This is a genomic window from Clostridium sp. BL-8 (assembly GCF_002006495.1).
Taxonomy (GTDB): Bacteria; Bacillota; Clostridia; order Clostridiales; family Clostridiaceae; genus Clostridium.
This window is the reverse complement of record NZ_LZZL01000094.1, coordinates 1-18034: the sequence shown is the minus strand read 5'-3', so window position 1 is coordinate 18034 and position 18034 is coordinate 1. Positions and strand designations below refer to the sequence as shown.

Below are 18034 nucleotides of genomic sequence, written 5' to 3'. Positions count from 1 at the left end.
GCTCAATTTCAAATGCCTGCTTCACAAAAATGTATATGATTTCTAGTATAGATACACACAAAAGTTTAATTTAAGTGGATAATTATCCTATATATAAGTCAAGTTTATAATTTGTTTATCTATAAGCAAAAATATAGGGTATACAAAATAATACAATAATTTTAAATGAGGAGATATTTTAAATGGATAAAGAGAAAATAATAGAAAAAACCATAGAGTTTGTGAAAAATAAATTAGAAGGAGAGGGATCTGGACACGATTTTTGGCATGTTTATAGAGTTTATAAGATATCAGTAAGTTTAAGTATGGAAGAAAAAGAAGAAGTTGACTTATTTATAGTAAAATTAGGAGCATTGCTTCATGATATAGCAGATTGGAAATTCAATGACGGAGATACTACTATTGGAGCTGATATATCTAGGGATTTTCTTAGAGGGCTGGGAGTTGAGGATAAAACCATTGAGCAGGTAGCTTATATTGTTGAAAATATATCCTTTAAAGGTGCTGGAGATACTTCGAAGATGAATACCTTAGAGGGGAAAATCGTTCAAGATGCTGACAGATTAGATGCACTTGGGGCAATAGGAATTGCAAGAACCTTCGCATATGGTGGACACGCAGGAAGAGAAATTTATAATCCTAATATTAAATACGAAGAGCATAAGACTTTTGAACAATATAAAAATAGTACTGGAACATCAGTTAACCACTTTTATGAGAAATTACTGCTGTTAAAAGATAGAATGAATACAAAGCCAGGAAAAAGCTATGCAGAAAAAAGACATAAATTTATGGAAGAATATTTAAAAGAATTCTATGCAGAATGGGAAGGAAAACTCTAGTTAGGAAATTATTTCCTTGTTTCAATTTATTAACTATGAAGAATAGTTTCAATATTATTGTAATATGGCTGCGGCATATCTAATATATTAAAACATGAAACATAATTATAAAAGGGAAAACTACAATATGTAAATTTTGTTTTGCTGAATTAGCAGCCTTCCTATAGAAATAATTATGAGTTTATAAATGCTGTGGAGATGAGAGAATAAATGAAAGCAAAGAAGAATCTAATTAATTTAATATTTTGGATAAGCCTGGCTATAGTATTTAATATATTTATATACTATTTAAAAGGTGAAAGAAGTGCTACAGAATTTTTGGGGGGATATATAGTAGAAATGTCTCTAAGCTTAGATAATTTATTTCTATTTATAATAGTCTTTTCTAAGCTTGGCATAAGAGAAGACTATCAGGAAAGAGTCCTATTATATGGCGTAATGGGTGCAATGATACTCAGGCTCATATTTATTTTACTTGGAGTAGCTATGGTAAGCAGATTTCATTTTATACTTCCTATTTTCGGAATAATATTATTATATAGCGGGTTCACGGTATTTAGTAATAAAGAAACTGAAATAAAATTTAAAGATAACTTTTTAGTTAAATTATTAAAGAAAATAATGCCAGTAACAGATGTGACATATGGGCATTCCTTTTTTACAAAGATCAATAAATCGTATTATGCAACACCACTGCTTGCGGCACTTTTGATAATAGAAGGTTCTGATGTTATTTTTGCTATTGATTCAATACCAGCTATTTTTTCAATAACGACAGATACCTTTATAGTCTATACGTCTAATATTTTTGCAATACTTGGACTTAGAAGTATGTACTATGTTTTAGCTAAAATGAATAATATGTTTAGGTTTATGAAGTATGGAGTAGGAGCAATATTAATATTTACAGGTGTGAAGCTTCTTATATTGATTTTTGAAATAGAAATTTCAGTCACAAATTCTATATTGGTTATATTAAGCATACTCTTAAGCAGCATTTTGTTGTCACTGATATTCAGTGGTAGAAGTACAAATAAAAGAAAAAGAATGTATCCATAGTATTATTAAATCAGTTTTACAAGATTGTGAAATTGATTTTTTTTGCAAAAAAGCATAAAATAATATTAAAACTTTCAAGATAAGTAATAATAAAGAAGTTTTTGACGTAAACAGTTACTTGCTAACTGAAATAAAGGGGGACTATAAATGTTATCTAAAGAAATGATTGCAATAGGAAGTAAAAGATCAACTATTCGCGAGATCTTTGAGTTTGGTAAAAGAAGAGCTGAAATTGTTGGACGTGATAAAATTTATGATTTTAGTATTGGGAATCCTAACGTTCCAGCTCCGGCAGCAGTTAAGGAAGCGATTCTTGATATTTTAGAAAATGAAGACTCAACATTGGTACATGGATATACAAGTGCACAGGGTGATGATAAGGTAAGAGAAAGTATTACAGATTCAATAAATAAAAGATTTGGTACTAATTTTACAAAGAATAATTTATACATGACAGTTGGGGCAGCAGCATCAATAAGTATCTGTTTTAAAGCTTTATCCTGCAAGGATGATGAGTTTATTACCTTTGCGCCCTTTTTTCCAGAATATAGATGTTTTGTAGAAGCAACAGGTGCTAAGCTTGTAGTAATAAGTGCCAATATTGAAAACTTTCAAATTAATTTTGAGGAATTTGAAAAGAAAATCAATAAAAATACTAAGGCAGTTATTGTAAACTCTCCTAATAATCCATCAGGGGTGGTTTATTCAGAGGAAACAATTTTAAAGTTAACTAAAATATTAAAAGAAAAATCATCAGAATATGGGCATACAATTTACTTAATATCAGATGAACCATATAGAGAAATTGCGTATAAAGGCGTTGAGGTACCATACTTAACAAAATACTATGAAAATACGTTTGTATGTTATTCATATAGTAAATCTTTATCATTACCTGGTGAAAGAATAGGATATGTATTAGTGCCTAATGAAATTGAGAATTTTAATGATACTTATGCAGCTGTATGTGGTGCAGGAAGAGTTTTAGGATATGTAAATGCACCAAGTTTATTTCAAAAGGTAGTAGGCAGATGTGCAGGCATAACTTCAGATATATCAGTATATGAGAAGAATAAAGAAATATTATATAATGGATTAATAGAAATGGGATACAAGTGTGTAGAACCAGGTGGAGCATTCTATTTGTTCCCTCAATCGCTAGAACCTGATGCTAAGGCTTTTTGTGAGAAGGCTAAAGAATATGATCTGCTATTAGTACCAGGAGATGATTTTGGATGCCCAGGGCACGTTAGAATTTCATATTGTGTCCAAACTGAACAGATAGAAAATGCATTGCCTATATTTAAAAAATTGGCAGAAGATTATAATATAGATACAAAACTTTAGACTTAAGGAGCTGCTTTTTGGCAGCTTTTTGTGTATATGAGATTACACATTTTTATATTAGGAATTTATTTAAAATTGAAGTATAATGGAATGTGAATAAGCTTAATGAGATAAGAAAAACATATTAATAAAGAGGTAAATATAAATGAGCATGACCTATGATGAAGCAATGAATTATATATCAAGTGTTGGAAAGTTTGGTTCTAATTATGGACTTGAAAGGACTTTTAGAATTTTAGAACTACTTGGAAATCCACATGAGAAACTTAAAATGATACACATAGCAGGAACTAATGGTAAGGGATCAACTACTGCTATGATTACTAAGATTTTGAGAGGATATGGTTATAAAGTTGGGATGTATACATCTCCTTACCTAGAAGAGTTTGAAGAGAGAATTCAAATAAATGGTGAAAATATTGAAAAGGATAAATTAGTAAACTTACTGGAGCAAGTAAAAATTGTTATTAAAAAAGTAATTGAAGAGGGTTTTGAACATCCAACTGAATTTGAAATCATAACTGCGCTTATGTTTCTACATTTTTATAATGAAAAGATAGATTATGCTGTAATTGAAGTTGGTTTAGGTGGAAGATTAGATTCAACTAACGTAATAACACCAAAAGTTTCAGTAATAACTTCTATAAGTTTAGATCATATAAATATCTTAGGGGATAATTTAAAAGATATAGCAGGCGAAAAAGCTGGAATAATTAAAGAAAAGGTACCAGTTGTATTATACCCTCAGGAAAAAGACGGGGAAGAAGTTGTGTTAAAAGCAGCAAAAGAGAAAAATTCAAAGGTTTATTTGTTAAAAAAAGAAGATTGTAGATTGATTGATATTAATAATGATGAGTTATATCAAAATGTAGAAGTTAAAAGCATTAAAAATACTTATAATATAAAATTGCCGTTACTTGGCGAGCATCAAATATTAAATTTATCTGTAGCACTAAATACTATTGAGACATTATTTGAAAAAGAAAATATTATAATTAATAGAGAACTGATAGAAAAATCATTAGAAGATGTTAAATGGATAGGAAGACTTGAAGTATTAAGAAAAAAGCCTACTGTGATAATTGATGGAGCTCATAATATAGATGGAATCAGAGCACTTAGAAAAAATGTTGAAAAATATTTTAAATATAAAAAATTATATTTATTACTTGGAATTTTGGCAGATAAGCAGGTTAAAGAAATGGTGAAAGAAATTACGCCAATAGCCGAAAAGGTATATGCATTAACTCCTCATAGTGATAGAGCAGAGCTTTGTGAAGATTTAAAGAAAGAGATTTTAGAGTATAATTCAAATACTGTAGCATTGGAAAATTATGAAGAGGCCTTTGAATCAGCATTGAAGGAAGCAGAAGAAGATGATTTAATATTAGTAAGTGGCTCATTGTATATGATAGGAGATATGAGAAAAATTATAAATTCAAGATAGCAGAAAATTAATTATAACCAAATCATAGGTTTGGAATTTAGCTTAAAAGGAGTAATGAAGTTATATGGTGAAGAAATACAGAGAGAATACTGCTTATAATAAAAATTCAATCTATCATGATTTAAAAGAGTTTCATGATAGAAATAAAGGTGTGCTGTATAGCTATCAAGACTTCGATACGGCTGGAATAAAAGAATTTAAAATCATAACCCAAAAAGTACGTCCGCTTCAAGATTATGAAAAGAACAGAATGGCAAATAAGCTTGTAGAAATTTACTTAGAGGCTTTGAAGAATGAAGAAAATTTAATAACTGTAAAAGAATATATTAGTATAAATCCAATAATTAATTATTATGATAATTTTATTAAAAATTTTAAATCTGCTCTGGAAGTTAATGTAGATTTAAGTGTGAAATTAAGAGGCGTTATAAGTAGAATGCTTTTTGAAAGTACAGACGCTGAAGAAGTAAAAATAGGAATACTTATTGCAGCTATTTGCAATTTTGAAAATATAAATGAAATATTAGAGCTGTTTTCTATTCACAATGAATATCTCTTTTACGTGATTGAAGCCTATGAGTACATTGGAAATTGTAATAATACTATTTTTGAAATGGCAAAAGGATCTAGAGGCTATGGAAAAGTATTTATTCTAATGCATCTAAGACCAACTACTTATGAAATAAGAAAATGGATGGTAGAGAATGGATGTGAAAATAATGTTGGAACTACTGAATTAGCAGCTTATAGCATGTTATCTCTTGAAATGATTGAATATTTGGAGAATACTATATTTAATAAAGAAGAACTCGAAGCTTTTTCTAAATCATTTAGTACGTTGCTTTCTGATTATGGCATAGATGAGGTAAAGGATTCAGTAAAAGTTTGCAATAAGTTATTAGAAATAATAGATAAGATCAATGGAGGAATTTATTCTTTATATGCAGTTATTTCAATAATTTATTCAATAGAGGCTGTTATAATTGATGAATATAAAAATAAAAGTAATTCCACACAATATAAATATAATAATGAATATAAAGAAATAATTGATATTTGTAAAAAAATTTGCCAAAAGGATATATGGCATGAAGTTATAGCTAATGAAATAGAGAATATAAAAATTGAGAGTAGTGTTTTAATTGGCTGTGCAGAAAAGACTAAATATAAACTAAAGAAAAAGGAATTTGAAACAATCTTGAGAAGAGATTATACAAATGCATTGTTATATAAATATGCTTTTAGTGTAGGCGGAAGAGCTATAAGAAAATGTGCTGTTAATTTAGGATTGGATAAATTGCCTATGAGTAAGGTATTAAGCGGTCAGGATGAGTTGAAAATAGATAATTTAACTTATGAGGATATAGCACAAATTTGTTTTTTTATAATTATAAAATATTTTAAATATGAGGAATTTAAAAATGAGTATAAGGATATTAATCTTCAAGCATTAAAATCGCCTTTAATAGAAACAAGGCTTCAGGCTACTCTAAATCTTCAAATATTTAAAGAAGAATTCGATTCGCTGGATAAAGAGATCATTGATGATGCTATTAGTACAGAAATGGTGATGAATGTAAGACGCTCTCTTAATTCTCTCTTAATTGAACAGAATAATAAAATTAAGAGATATGTAACTGTTAATGAAGAGATGCATATAGAGCCACATGTGAAAGATGTATATTTAATTACTTTTAATGTATCAGGAACAAGCAAGTTTGATATGAGTGAAGTATACAATAAAATATTTGAAGATGATATTTTATATTTAAAAAGAAAAACTGATGATTATGAAGATCAAAATTCAATTGAAATTATAACTATTGATGGATATGTAATTGGATATGTACCTAGAGAGAGCAATGTTATATTGAAAAATTTATTAGATAAAGGAAAATATTTATACGGAAAAATAAAAGAAATAAGTGAAGATTATAATAGCATAAAACTTAAAATATATTTAAGCTATAAAGATGTAGTGGAAGAGATAACAAGTACTTTATCACTGTTATCTGGAGAAAAAGAACTGTATCTTCAGTAATGCATAATCAAATAAATAACAAGTCCATTGCCTGATAAAAAATATATATGACAGCTTTGGACTTGCTATTTATTTTTATGTGCTTAAAGAAATAGGATGTCCAACTTTAAAGTTGAATATCTGTATTATGCAGATGCATTTTCTTTTTTCCAAGTTAGTAAGGCTTTAGAAAGTTGGTCAGGACATGATGTTCCTTTGCTTCTACAATCGATACCTTCTAATTTTGCGATAACAGCATCAACAGTCATACCTTTTACTAGTTGGCCAATACCTAGAAGATTACCAGCGCATCCTCCTACAAATTCTACATTTTCAACAATATTATTGTTAATTTCTATATTTATTGTTGATGAACAAACTCCAGATGTTTTATATGAAAACATTCTAAACACTCTCCTTAAATTAAAATACTTTAAAAATATGATTCGCGATACATTAAAGAAATAAATATGTTTTTCAATTAATAAATTAATGTGAAATATTTATTAATTGTTAATGTATGTCGACTTCCTTTAATTATACAAGAAATCTGTCAAGAAATAAAGATAAGACGTCTAATAATTTGTGCCAATAATATAGTTTCGGAATATATTATAGTTAGTAGAATGATTATCTAAAGGGGGAAATGTGGTGAGTTATATTATTTTATGCAATACCGGTTCAGATAGTTTGAAGAAAATAAATACTGAAAGTCTAAAGATTGAAAGTTTAGCTTTATCTATTGGTGAAAGTCCATTTGGTCCCCATGGATTATCATTGTACAAAGGTAAAATTTTAGTAGCTAATAATTATAATAATAGTATTTCTCTTATAAATTATAACAATTTTAGAGAAGAAGATAATGTATATATTGGTGCACATCCAAATGATATAATTGCGAATGATGATATAGTATATGTTTTATGTGGGGAATCTAATTCACTTATAATATATGATTTAATAAATGAAAGAATTAATTTTGAAATCCCAACAGGCAGGTTTCCTCATAATATAACCTTACTAAAGGAAAAAAAACTTTTATTTATAAGCAATATGGTGGACGACAGTATATCGGTAATTGACTATATGAATAACAAGGAGATAAAGAGAATTAGAGTAGAAAGTATGCCTATAAAAATGATAGTTTCAGAAAATAATGATTACCTATATGTTTGCATGAGTTATCTTGGTCAAGATAAAATAGGAAGTATAGGGATTGTAGAATTAGGGACTCTAGAACTGATTGATAAAATAACAGTTGGATATTGCCCTGTAGATTTGTTTCAAGAAGTAAATCATTTATATGTTTCAAATCTATGTGATGGAACAGTAAGTATTATAAGTTTACCTGAACTTAAGGAAATTGATAAATTCGAAATAGGTGGTATGCCCAAAGGAATAGTTAAGGTGAATGAAAATCTATTTGTAGGAGATTACTTAAATGGATTGCTAAAGGTCATAAATATTAGAGATAAAAAAATAAAAGCCATATCAATAGGTTCTGAACCTAATAGTATGACTTTAGTTGATAATAATATAATTATTTGATTAATAAATTAATTATATTATTGTATATTTCTGAAGGATTTTCTTTCCACTTACTGCAAATTGAAGTGGCTTGGCTCTTTGATGGAACTGATAATTTTAGCTCCATAAGCAGAGCATCATCTTCAATGGCCTTAAGGTCGACTATAAAGCTATCAGTTTGTCCAAGAGTATAATCAGCATGAATAGTCAATTCTTTTTTTATAGATTCGATCTTTTCTTTAATATATTCATTGGTAGAAGATAACTTAGAAGGGGATATTCTTTCTTTAAACAAAGAAAGGACATTATCTCCTTTTTCTGTTAATCTGAGCAATTTCTTATCATTAATATCGTGATATTCAACAAACTTAGATTCTTCTAGTTCTGATAAATATTGCTGCAGCGTAAAATAATTTATAAAGTTATTTTCAAGAATTATTTCAGTAAGCTGAGTATTCGATATAGGTTTTTTTATTGACTTTAATACATATAACATTAATAATTTATTTTCTGCTAATTCAGATGAGTTTTCGTACATAATAACCTCCATAATTAATGAAAATCTTATTATATTATAAGTCACAATGAAAAAAATAACAAGTTAATCTGCCATCATATTTTCACTATTACGTTTCAAAAGATTAAAATAGTTGTTCCAGTATTTGGGTAAATATCTTAATTACATAATAGAAAAGATTTATATAAATTGGTAATTGCGACATTGATTCAGATATCTGATATAAGTTATTTTTAAAAGCTATAATTTAAAGTTATCTCTCTTGTGCATAAATAAATATGTAATGAATATAGTAAAGTAAGAAATTAGAAATTTAAAGGAGCATTTTAAAGGTGTCGTGGAGAAAAAAGAGAATAGGAATAGATATATTTTTAATTATGTTTTTAATCTTCATATCTATTGGAATTAGTAAAAGCGTTCAGGCTTTGGCTAATATTCATGAGGAAGAACCCATATATTGTGTTGATACTACAGATAAAGTAGTAAGCTTAACGTTTGATGTAAATTGGGTAGAGAAAGATAATTTAGATGTAATATTAAGAATATTGGATAAATATAATGTAAAAGGAACATTCTTCATTATGGGAGGCTGGGTAAATTATAGTGAAGATAATGTGAATAAATTAAAGGCGATAAAGGAAGGAGGCCATGAAATCGGAAATCACAGCTACAAGCATCCTAGTTTTACGAAAATAGGACTAGCTAGAATGAAAGAAGAGATAGAAAAGACCAACGATACTATTGAAAAATATACAGGAGAAAGACCAAAATTATTTAGATTTCCAAGTGGAGATTATAATAAAGATGCATTTTCAAAGGTGAGGAATCTAGGATATATGGCCATTCAATGGAATGTTGATTCTGTTGATTGGAAGGAGGGATCAGCAGAAACAGAATATAATAGGGTCATGAAAAATGTTAAACCGGGATCTATTATTCTATTTCATAATGCCAAAAATACTCCAGCTAATTTAGAAAGAATTATAAAAGAATTAAAAGATAAAGGATATAGCTTTAAAACAGTAGGTGAGATGATATATTTTAATGATTATAACGTAGACAATCAAGGAATTCAACATAAAGTAAAGCTTGATCCAGCAAGCTGAATGTTAATTGATGTTTTCTGGTAACCTAGTGACATTAATTAACATCTTTAGATGTCAATTTGATAGTGAAAGCTGGTTAGCGGATAAAATTAATTAATATTTATTGAAAAGAAACTAACTTTTGTATTATAATGGTAATATATGCTAGTGGGAGCATATATTTCACAAAATAAAATAATTTCCGATGGAGAGAGGGATAACAATGGATAATTTAATGCTAAATAACAAGATTTACCTTGAAGGTAAAGTGACATCTGGATTAGAGTTTAGTCATGAAATGTATGGGGAGGGGTTCTATACTTTTGATTTGGATGTAATGAGATTAAGTGATTCAGTAGATACACTAAACATTACTGTTTCAGAAAGACTGCTAAACGATATTAAGCTGGATATGGGAGTAGAAATAATTGTAGAAGGTCAGCTTAGATCATACAACAAATTTATAGACGGATCTAATAAGCTTATATTAACTGTTTTTGCAAGGAATATTGAACCATGTATAGAAAGAAGTAAGAATCCTAATGAAATATTTTTAGATGGGTACATCTGTAAGGAGCCAATTTATAGAACAACACCTTTTGGAAGAGAGATTGCTGATGTGTTGCTTGCTGTAAATAGAGCATATAATAAATCGGATTATATTCCAACTATTGCATGGGGAAGAAATTCAAGATTTTGTCAAACATTAAGCGTGGGTGATAATATTAAAGTTTGGGGAAGGCTTCAAAGCAGGGAATATCAAAAAAAGGTCTCAGACAGTGAAGTTGTAAAAAAGGTTGCTTATGAAGTTTCTATCTCAAAGATGGAAAGAGCTCATAAAGAAGAAATTTCTGGAGAAGAAGGAGCAGTATAAATCAATATTATAAGATATGTAGCACATAATTTTGCATTTAAAGAAAAGGTTTCAATAAATTTTGTATTTATTGAAACCCTTTGTTTTAGAAATAAAATTATATTACTAATATATTAGTGTATACTGTTACAATTATATTATGTAAGAATAAGTAAAAAAGTTATTTTCTTAAATCTTCTAAAATTTGAGTTTTATCTTTTGTTTTATCATCTACGTTTTTGACGATTTTTGCAGGTGAACCAGCAACAACAACATTTGCAGGAACATCTTCAGTTACAACAGAGCCAGCAGCAACAACACTACCAGCGCCTACTTGAACACCTTCAAGAATTACAGAATTAGCGCCAATTAATGCATTGTCACCAATTTTACAAGGTTCTTTACTTGGTGGCTCTAAAACACCAGCAACAACAGCACCAGCCCCTAAATGAACATTTTTACCTAGCTGACCACGGGCTCCAACTACAGCATTCATATCAACCATAGTTCCGTCACCAATTTCAGCACCGATGTTTATTACAGCACCCATCATAATTACAGCATTCTTACCAATAGTAACCTTATCTCTTATAACAGCACCTGGCTCAATTCTAGCATCTACTTCAAGTAAATCAAGCATAGGAATAGCTGAATTTCTTCTATCATTTTCTATTCTAAAGTGTTTAATAAGATGTTTATTATCTAAAACTATTTTAGTAATAGAATCAGATTCTCCCATTAGTATATAAAATCCGTTAGAACCATACCATTCTACATCATTCATGTCTGCTTCACTTAAATCTCCATTTATATAAACTTTTACTGGAGTAGATTTTTTTGATTCCTTAATAAATCTTGCAATTTCATAAGGATCTGTTAAATTATATGACATTAAATCACCTCTTCTATTATTTTTGCAATCAAATTTATTATAATAAAGATTGAACCCAATTAAAAGAGGAAGGTGCAAAAAAAGTATAAATAGTTTGAATAAGCCTTGGTAATATTGTAAAATAGGTTTATGTTATGCTGTATAGTGGATTATATGTGACATAATAAGTTAAAAGTGACAAGCTAGGAATTAAGATCAAAGAGAAGATTTTAGAAAAGTAGTTTCCAAGAACACTTTTATTTATGAAAAGCCAGCGGCTTTTCCTCCTAAACTCTTCACTTGTAACTCATAACTTATCACTAAATTAAAGGGGGCACATTAGAATGAATAGACAAGTGCAAAAAATTCAAATTTCAGGAATTAGAAGATTTGCTGAAAAAGTTAAGAAGGTAGAGGGGGCAATTTCTTTAACTATTGGACAGCCAGATTTTCCAGTACCTGCAAATGTTTCGGGGGCAATGGTTAATGCTGTAAAAAGTAATAAAACTGTTTATACATCCAATGCAGGTATAGATGAACTAAGGGAAGAAATTTGTAAGTATTTAAAAAGATTTAATATAAATTACAATAAAGACGAAGTATGTATAACAGTTGGTGGAAGTGAAGGGTTATATTCAGTTTTATTTTCGCTTATGAATTCAGGCGAAAAGATTTTACTTCCTGGTCCAGCATATCCTGCTTATGAAAATATTTCAATCATGATAGATGCAGATGTTGTAACCTATTCATTAAATGAAGATTTTACATTAAATATAGATGCCATAAAAGAAAAATTAAATAATGAAGATGATATAAAAGTATTAGTATTATCGTTTCCTTCAAATCCTACAGGTGCAATTTTATCTAAGGAACAAAGAGATGAGCTTGCTGCAATAATTAAAGAAAAGGACATAATAGTGGTAACAGATGATATGTATGCATCAATAATTTTTGATGAGTATTATTCAGTAGCCCAAGTAGATGAAATAAAAGATAAAATTATTTATGTAAGCGGATTTTCAAAAATGTTTTCCATGACAGGACTTAGAATTGGCTATGTAGCATGTTCAGATAAGTATATGAAGGAAATAATGAAAGTTCATCAGTATGGAGTATCCTGTGCACCTTCAATAGCCCAATATGGTGCTCTTGAGGGACTTAAAAATTCATTAAACGATGTTGAAGATATGAGAAAAATTTTTGAAAGAAGAAAAAATTATTGTATGGATAGATTAAAAAAATTAAATATAGAAGTTGCTGAGCCCAAGGGAGCATTTTATATATTTCCATCTATTAAAAAGTTCAACCTACCTTCAGAAGAATTTTGTGAGAAATTATTAAATGAAGGAAAGGTTGCTTGTGTTCCAGGAACAGCATTTGGAGCTCTCGGAGAAGGCTATATGAGAATATCGTATTGTTATAGCGATGAAGTTCTAAAGGAAGCCTTTGATAGAATTGAAAGCTTTTTAATAAATAATTTTAACAATTAACAGGGGGCTATAACTAATGGTAAAAGTTACTGAAATGAAGACAAAAGAATTGCAGGAAAACAGGGAGATACTTTTAAAAAAATATGAATCTTTTAAAAATATGAATCTTAAATATGATATGTCACGTGGTAAACCTTGCAAAGAACAATTGGATTTATCAATGAAAATGTTGGATATTCAAGACTATAAGAGTTCTGATGGAGTAGACTGTAGAAATTATGGGGGTCTTGATGGAATTTTAGATGCAAAAAAACTTTTTGCAGAAATTATTGGTGTTGATTTAAATGAAGTTATTGTAGGTGGAAATTCAGCACTTAATATGATATATGATACAATTGCACGTGCAATGTCTTTTGGGGTATTAGGTAGTGAAACTCCATGGGGAAAACTTCCTAAAGTTAAATTTTTATGCCCAAGTCCAGGATATGATAGACATTTTGCTATATGTGAACTTTTTGGTATAGAAATGATTTCTGTAGCTATGAATTCTGATGGACCAGATATAGAAACTATTGAAAATCTTGCAGGTAGTGACGAAGCTATAAAAGGAATTATATGTGTACCAAAATATAGCAATCCAGATGGAATTACATATTCAGATCATATTGTTGATAGACTTGCTAAAATGAAAACTAAGGCGAAGGATTTTAGAATAATTTGGGATAATGCATATGCAATACATGATCTTTTTGGCAAGGGTGATAAACTTAAAAATATACTTACAGCTTGCAAAGAAGCAGGAAATGAAGACAGAGTGTTTATTTATGTTTCAACCTCAAAGGTAACTTTACCAGGTTCGGGAGTTGCAGCCTTGGCAGCAAGTAAAGCAAATATAGTTAAGATTAAAGAACAATTATCTGTTCAAATGATAGGGCCTGATAAAATGAATCAGCTTCGTCATGTAAAATTCTTGAAAGATATGTGCAACATTGAAGCACATATGAAAAAACATGCTGAGATTCTTGAACCTAAATTTTTAGCTGTTTTAGATACCCTCAGTTCTGAGCTAGATGGAAAGGATATTGCTTGGTGGAATAAGCCTAATGGAGGATACTTTATTAGCCTAAATACTCTTGATGGCTGTGCTAAGGAAGTAGTTAAAATGACAGCTGAGGCTGGAGTAATAATAACACCTGCAGGAGCTACCTATCCATATGGCAACGATCCAAGAGATAGAAATATTCGTATTGCTCCATCTTTTCCTTCTGCTACTGAACTTAAAAAGGCAATGGAGATACTCTGTATTTGCATACAAATAGTAAGTATTAATAAGCTTTTGTCAGAAAAGTAAGGTGATTTGGCAATAAATAATCATAATACAAAAAATTAGAGTATCTATGTTCAAAGGCTAATAAAGAAATTCTAACTTAAATATAGATACTTTAATATAAATAATGTTACAAATAAGGGGGCAATATAATGAAAGAATTTAAAAATGTTACAGCAGTAAAAAAAGCAAATGTATATTTTGATGGAAAAGTTACAAGTAGAACTATTATATTTGAAGATGGAGAAAGAAAAACTTTAGGTATAATGTTACCAGGCGATTATGAATTTGGCACAGGTGATAAAGAAGTAATGGAGATTCTTGGAGGTTCAATGGATGTAAAACTACCAGGAAGTGATAAGTTTATTACATATAGTGAAGGGGAGAATTTTACTGTTCCTGCAAGTTCTAAATTTAATTTAATTGTAAAAGAAGTAGCGGATTATTGCTGTTCTTATATTAAAGAATAATTTACAAGTTAAATATATAACTCCATATAAAAATTAAGCTGATCAAGGTATTTGATCAGCTTGATTTCTGTTCATAAGTTTTCATAAAAGTATTTATAGAAATAAATATTTTTCATATCCTGTGTAAAGTTCTAATTGATGTTAGCAATCATAATTAACTATTCAAGACCTATAACATCATTCATATCATATAAACCAGGATTAGTTACAGTAGACATATATTCACATGCTCTTAAAGCGCCAACTGCAAAAACCTCTCTTGAGATAGCTTTATGAGTTAATTCTATTACTTCTCCAGTTCCAGCAAAGATAACGTCATGATCACCTACAATAGAGCCGCCTCTAATTGCATGAATACCAATTTCATTTTGTTCTCTTTTAGAATTTCCTTCTCTTCCATATACGTATTTAGTTGTATCTTCTAAAGAATTCTTTATAGTATCAGCAAGTAATATTGCAGTACCACTGGGTGCATCTACTTTTTGATTATGATGCTTTTCTATAATTTCTATATCATAGTTACCATAAAGTAGAGGAGCAACTTTTTTCAAAAGAGAATTGATCAAATTAATACCAAGAGACATGTTAGCTGATCTAAATAGCTTCAATGTTTTACTTTTTTCATCTATTAAAGCTAAATCTTCTTGGGTAAATCCTGTTGAACATATTACTAATGGCTTGTTAGTTTTTTCTGTTAATTCTATTAGACTATTAAGAGCATCAGCTCTTGAAAAATCTAATAAGACATCATAATCCATATCTAGATCCTGTACAGTCTCAAAAATAGGATATGGAGCTATGCTAGGAAACTTATCAATTCCTGCAATTATCTCTAATCCTTTAAATTTTGAAGCACATTCAGTGATCATTTTACCCATTTTCCCTGAGCAACCGTTTAATACTATTTTTACCATATATATCACCTTACATTAATTTATTATTCATTAAAGCAGCTTTTAATATTTCTTCGTTATTTTCATCCATTTCACAAAGTGGAAGCCTTAGAGGACCAACTTCAAGTCCCATAAGATTCATAGCTGTTTTAATTGGAATCGGATTTGTTTCTATAAATAAAGCATTAGCTAAAGATAAAGTGTTTAATTGAATATCTAAAGCTTCTTTAAAATTATTGGTTAAACATTTTTGAGCCATTTCATGAACTTCTTTAGGAAGTATATTAGCTAAAACAGAGATTACTCCTATACCACCGAGAGACATTATTGAAATAATCTGATCATCATTACCAGAATAAATATCAATTGAATCTCTGCATAATGCTTTCATTTGAACAATCTGACTGATATTACCACTTGCTTCTTTAATAGCAGTAATATTACCCAATTCAGAAAGCTTAAGCAAAGTTTTAGGAGCAATATTAACTCCAGTTCGGCTTGGAACATTATAGAGAATAATTGGAGTTTTAACTTCATCATTTATAGCTTTAAAATGCTTTATTAAACCATTTTGAGAAGTTTTATTATAATATGGAGTAATAACAAGAAGTCCATCAGCGCCAACGCTTTCTGCATACTTACTCATTGAAATAGCAGAAGCGGTGTTGTTTGAGCCTGTACCAGCAATTACAGGAATTCTTTTGTTTATTACATCAACTGTAAACTTAATTGTATCTTTTATCTCTTTTTCAGTCATAGTGGTAGCTTCACCTGTAGTTCCGCAAATTACAATGGCATCGGTACCTTCTTTAATGTGCCACTCTAATAGGGTCTTAAGTTTTTCGAAGTTAACTCCATTTTTATTAAAAGGAGTTACTATTGCTACAGCTGAGCCTTGAAATATTGACATTTAGATTCCTCCAACTTAAATTACTATAAACTATTTGTTGTCCTTTATCATTATTTCAGCAATTTGAATAGCATTAAGAGCTGCTCCTTTTCTTATGTTATCACCAACAACCCATAAGTTTAATCCATTATCTACGCTAAAGTCTCTTCTGATTCTTCCAACATAAACATCATCTTTTCCTGAAACTTCAAGTGCAGTAGGATATTTTAACTCTTCTAAGTTATCATATACAGTTACACCTTTTGTGTTTCCTAATAATTCGAAAATATCTTTTATATCAAATTCAGAGTTAAGCTCAACATTTATACTTTCACTGTGAGCATTTAAAACAGGAACTCGTGCAGTAGTAGCTGTAATTCTTAAATCTGGTTCATGAAGTATTTTTCTTGTCTCTTTAATCATTTTTTCCTCTTCTTTAGTATAGCCGTCTTCTAAGAAAACATCTATATGAGGTAATACATTACCAGCTATAGGATAAGGGAATTTTTTAGGTGGAACGCCTTTGATTCCATCCTCTAAATCTCTAATACCTTGAATACCTGCCCCTGATACTGCTTGGTATGTAGAATAGACAATTCTCTTTATTCCATATTTGTCATTTAAAGCTTTCATTATTGCCATTGCTTGAATTGTTGAACAATTTGGATTTGCGATTATTCCTTTATGAAGTTTGATGTCTTCAGGATTAACTTCTGGTACTACAAGTGGTACCTCAGGATCCATTCTCCAAGCGCTACTATTATCAATAACTACAGCCCCATATTTTGCAAAAACAGGTGCAAATTCTTTACTAGCATCTCCACCAGCTGAGAATAGTGCATAATCTATTTTTTTATCTTTTATATTTTTTTCGCAGGTTTCTTCAACCACATAATCCTTTCCTTTAAAAGATAAAGTAGAACCTTCTGATCTTTTTGATGCGAAAACATATAAATTTTTTACTGGAAAATTTCTTTCTTCTAAGATTTCTAAAAACTTTCTGCCTACATTTCCAGTAGCCCCAACTATTGCAACATTATACACAATAATCCCTCCTAAATTTATTAATAATTTTATATATACAACTACTATAGATAAATATTGAATAAATATCAAGTCAATGAGCAAAATAAGTTGAAAAAAACTATTCATTGTCTAAAAATATCCTGTATATTGTAAAGTTGTTGAATTTAACATGAATATTTATTCATAAGCACAATTAAAAATAAAGCGTATATTTTTATAAATTAGTTACTAGCTAATAATAAAAATAAGCTGCTTTCTATGAAATATATTTTATAGGAATAGTAATGAAATAGACGGAAATAATAGTAAGGCACAATCAAGTAAATAATAAGTCCATTTGCCAGCCTATTTTCCATCATCCTACGGCGACAAATTGACCTAATAGCCCGCTATGAGGGCAATTTGTCTTCTTGCCTGATGAAAAATATCCA

17 protein-coding genes are annotated in these 18034 nt (G+C 29.4%); 11 read left to right on the top strand and 6 right to left on the bottom strand.

Annotated elements, in window-relative coordinates:
- The first annotated feature begins 182 nt into the window (after positions 1-182).
- The 5 genes from CLOBL_RS23055 to CLOBL_RS23035 all read left to right on the top strand — a co-directional run bounded on the left by CLOBL_RS23055 (position 183) and on the right by CLOBL_RS23035 (position 6736).
- Positions 183-842 carry an HD domain-containing protein gene (locus tag CLOBL_RS23055; RefSeq protein WP_077861164.1) on the top strand — a complete coding sequence of 220 codons (660 nt, stop codon included), beginning with the start codon at positions 183-185 and terminating at the stop codon, positions 840-842.
- A gap of 210 nt (positions 843-1052) precedes the next feature.
- Entirely contained in the window at positions 1053-1901 is an 849-nt protein-coding gene (locus CLOBL_RS23050; protein WP_077861163.1) for a TerC/Alx family metal homeostasis membrane protein, read from the top strand.
- Positions 1902-2048: 147 nt separating this feature from the next.
- The gene (locus tag CLOBL_RS23045) at positions 2049-3248 is read left to right on the top strand and encodes a pyridoxal phosphate-dependent aminotransferase (protein WP_077861162.1); all 1200 of its coding nucleotides are present in this window, start codon (positions 2049-2051) and stop codon (positions 3246-3248) included.
- A 145-nt stretch (positions 3249-3393) separates the two neighbouring features.
- Positions 3394-4695, top strand: coding sequence for a folylpolyglutamate synthase/dihydrofolate synthase family protein (locus CLOBL_RS23040; protein WP_077861161.1), 1302 nt, complete (start codon positions 3394-3396; stop codon positions 4693-4695).
- Between the two features lie 64 nt (positions 4696-4759).
- Positions 4760-6736 carry an HIRAN domain-containing protein gene (locus tag CLOBL_RS23035; protein ID WP_077861160.1) on the top strand — a complete coding sequence of 659 codons (1977 nt, stop codon included), beginning with the start codon at positions 4760-4762 and terminating at the stop codon, positions 6734-6736.
- Positions 6737-6861: 125 nt separating this feature from the next.
- Here CLOBL_RS23035 and CLOBL_RS23030 read toward each other — a convergent pair whose 3' ends face one another.
- Entirely contained in the window at positions 6862-7119 is a 258-nt protein-coding gene (locus CLOBL_RS23030) for a TIGR03905 family TSCPD domain-containing protein (RefSeq protein ID WP_077861159.1), read from the bottom strand.
- A 247-nt stretch (positions 7120-7366) separates the two neighbouring features.
- Here CLOBL_RS23030 and CLOBL_RS23025 point away from each other — a divergent pair, with 247 nt between their 5' ends.
- Positions 7367-8263, top strand: coding sequence for a YncE family protein (locus CLOBL_RS23025; protein ID WP_077861158.1), 897 nt, complete (start codon positions 7367-7369; stop codon positions 8261-8263).
- Here the strand turns inward: CLOBL_RS23025 and CLOBL_RS23020 are convergent.
- On the bottom strand, positions 8256-8780 hold the full coding sequence (locus CLOBL_RS23020) for a DUF4364 family protein (protein WP_009170865.1): 525 nt from the start codon (positions 8778-8780) through the stop codon (positions 8256-8258). The genes CLOBL_RS23025 and CLOBL_RS23020 overlap by 8 nt on opposite strands.
- Positions 8781-9091: 311 nt before the next feature.
- Here CLOBL_RS23020 and CLOBL_RS23015 point away from each other — a divergent pair, with 311 nt between their 5' ends.
- The gene (locus CLOBL_RS23015) at positions 9092-9865 is read left to right on the top strand and encodes a polysaccharide deacetylase family protein (RefSeq protein WP_077861157.1); all 774 of its coding nucleotides are present in this window, start codon (positions 9092-9094) and stop codon (positions 9863-9865) included.
- Between the two features lie 202 nt (positions 9866-10067).
- Positions 10068-10718: a single-stranded DNA-binding protein gene (locus CLOBL_RS23010; RefSeq protein ID WP_009170863.1), complete on the top strand. Its 651-nt coding sequence runs from the start codon at positions 10068-10070 to the stop codon at positions 10716-10718.
- Between the two features lie 160 nt (positions 10719-10878).
- On the opposite strand, the gene dapD is transcribed toward CLOBL_RS23010, so the two are convergent.
- Positions 10879-11589 (bottom strand): 2,3,4,5-tetrahydropyridine-2,6-dicarboxylate N-acetyltransferase, encoded by a 711-nt coding sequence (gene dapD, locus CLOBL_RS23005; protein WP_009170862.1) that lies wholly within the window; start codon positions 11587-11589, stop codon positions 10879-10881.
- A gap of 323 nt (positions 11590-11912) precedes the next feature.
- Here dapD and CLOBL_RS23000 point away from each other — a divergent pair, with 323 nt between their 5' ends.
- The 3 genes from CLOBL_RS23000 to CLOBL_RS22990 all read left to right on the top strand — a co-directional run bounded on the left by CLOBL_RS23000 (position 11913) and on the right by CLOBL_RS22990 (position 14795).
- The gene (locus CLOBL_RS23000) at positions 11913-13058 is read left to right on the top strand and encodes an aminotransferase class I/II-fold pyridoxal phosphate-dependent enzyme (RefSeq protein ID WP_077861156.1); all 1146 of its coding nucleotides are present in this window, start codon (positions 11913-11915) and stop codon (positions 13056-13058) included.
- Between the two features lie 16 nt (positions 13059-13074).
- Positions 13075-14349, top strand: coding sequence for an aminotransferase class I/II-fold pyridoxal phosphate-dependent enzyme (locus tag CLOBL_RS22995; protein WP_077861155.1), 1275 nt, complete (start codon positions 13075-13077; stop codon positions 14347-14349).
- A 128-nt stretch (positions 14350-14477) separates the two neighbouring features.
- Entirely contained in the window at positions 14478-14795 is a 318-nt protein-coding gene (locus CLOBL_RS22990) for a pyrimidine/purine nucleoside phosphorylase (RefSeq protein ID WP_009170859.1), read from the top strand.
- 158 nt (positions 14796-14953) lie between these two features.
- Here CLOBL_RS22990 and dapB read toward each other — a convergent pair whose 3' ends face one another.
- From dapB to CLOBL_RS22975, 3 genes are read right to left on the bottom strand one after another with little or no spacing between them, the layout of a single operon-like run.
- Entirely contained in the window at positions 14954-15709 is a 756-nt protein-coding gene (dapB, locus tag CLOBL_RS22985) for a 4-hydroxy-tetrahydrodipicolinate reductase (protein WP_077861154.1), read from the bottom strand.
- Between the two features lie 10 nt (positions 15710-15719).
- A complete protein-coding gene (gene dapA, locus CLOBL_RS22980) occupies positions 15720-16598 on the bottom strand; it encodes a 4-hydroxy-tetrahydrodipicolinate synthase (RefSeq protein ID WP_077861153.1) in 879 nt (292 codons plus the stop codon).
- Between the two features lie 30 nt (positions 16599-16628).
- Positions 16629-17621, bottom strand: coding sequence for an aspartate-semialdehyde dehydrogenase (locus CLOBL_RS22975; protein WP_035301837.1), 993 nt, complete (start codon positions 17619-17621; stop codon positions 16629-16631).
- Between the last annotated feature and the right edge of the window lie 413 nt (positions 17622-18034).

Excerpts from the sequence above, each read along its gene's own strand:
- dapA (WP_077861153.1), bottom strand. The coding sequence starts at position 16,598 with ATGTCAATATTTCAAGGCTCAGCTGTAGCAATAGTAACTCCTTTTAAT.
- dapD (WP_009170862.1), bottom strand. The coding sequence starts at position 11,589 with ATGTCATATAATTTAACAGATCCTTATGAAATTGCAAGATTTATTAAG.
- CLOBL_RS23010 (WP_009170863.1), top strand. The coding sequence starts at position 10,068 with ATGGATAATTTAATGCTAAATAACAAGATTTACCTTGAAGGTAAAGTG.
- CLOBL_RS23040 (WP_077861161.1), top strand. The coding sequence starts at position 3,394 with ATGAGCATGACCTATGATGAAGCAATGAATTATATATCAAGTGTTGGA.
- CLOBL_RS23020 (WP_009170865.1), bottom strand. The coding sequence starts at position 8,780 with ATGTACGAAAACTCATCTGAATTAGCAGAAAATAAATTATTAATGTTA.
- CLOBL_RS23045 (WP_077861162.1), top strand. The coding sequence starts at position 2,049 with ATGTTATCTAAAGAAATGATTGCAATAGGAAGTAAAAGATCAACTATT.
- CLOBL_RS23030 (WP_077861159.1), bottom strand. The coding sequence starts at position 7,119 with ATGTTTTCATATAAAACATCTGGAGTTTGTTCATCAACAATAAATATA.
- CLOBL_RS23000 (WP_077861156.1), top strand. The coding sequence starts at position 11,913 with ATGAATAGACAAGTGCAAAAAATTCAAATTTCAGGAATTAGAAGATTT.
- CLOBL_RS22990 (WP_009170859.1), top strand. The coding sequence starts at position 14,478 with ATGAAAGAATTTAAAAATGTTACAGCAGTAAAAAAAGCAAATGTATAT.
- CLOBL_RS23035 (WP_077861160.1), top strand. The coding sequence starts at position 4,760 with ATGGTGAAGAAATACAGAGAGAATACTGCTTATAATAAAAATTCAATC.
- dapB (WP_077861154.1), bottom strand. The coding sequence starts at position 15,709 with ATGGTAAAAATAGTATTAAACGGTTGCTCAGGGAAAATGGGTAAAATG.
- CLOBL_RS22995 (WP_077861155.1), top strand. The coding sequence starts at position 13,075 with ATGGTAAAAGTTACTGAAATGAAGACAAAAGAATTGCAGGAAAACAGG.
- CLOBL_RS23055 (WP_077861164.1), top strand. The coding sequence starts at position 183 with ATGGATAAAGAGAAAATAATAGAAAAAACCATAGAGTTTGTGAAAAAT.
- CLOBL_RS23050 (WP_077861163.1), top strand. The coding sequence starts at position 1,053 with ATGAAAGCAAAGAAGAATCTAATTAATTTAATATTTTGGATAAGCCTG.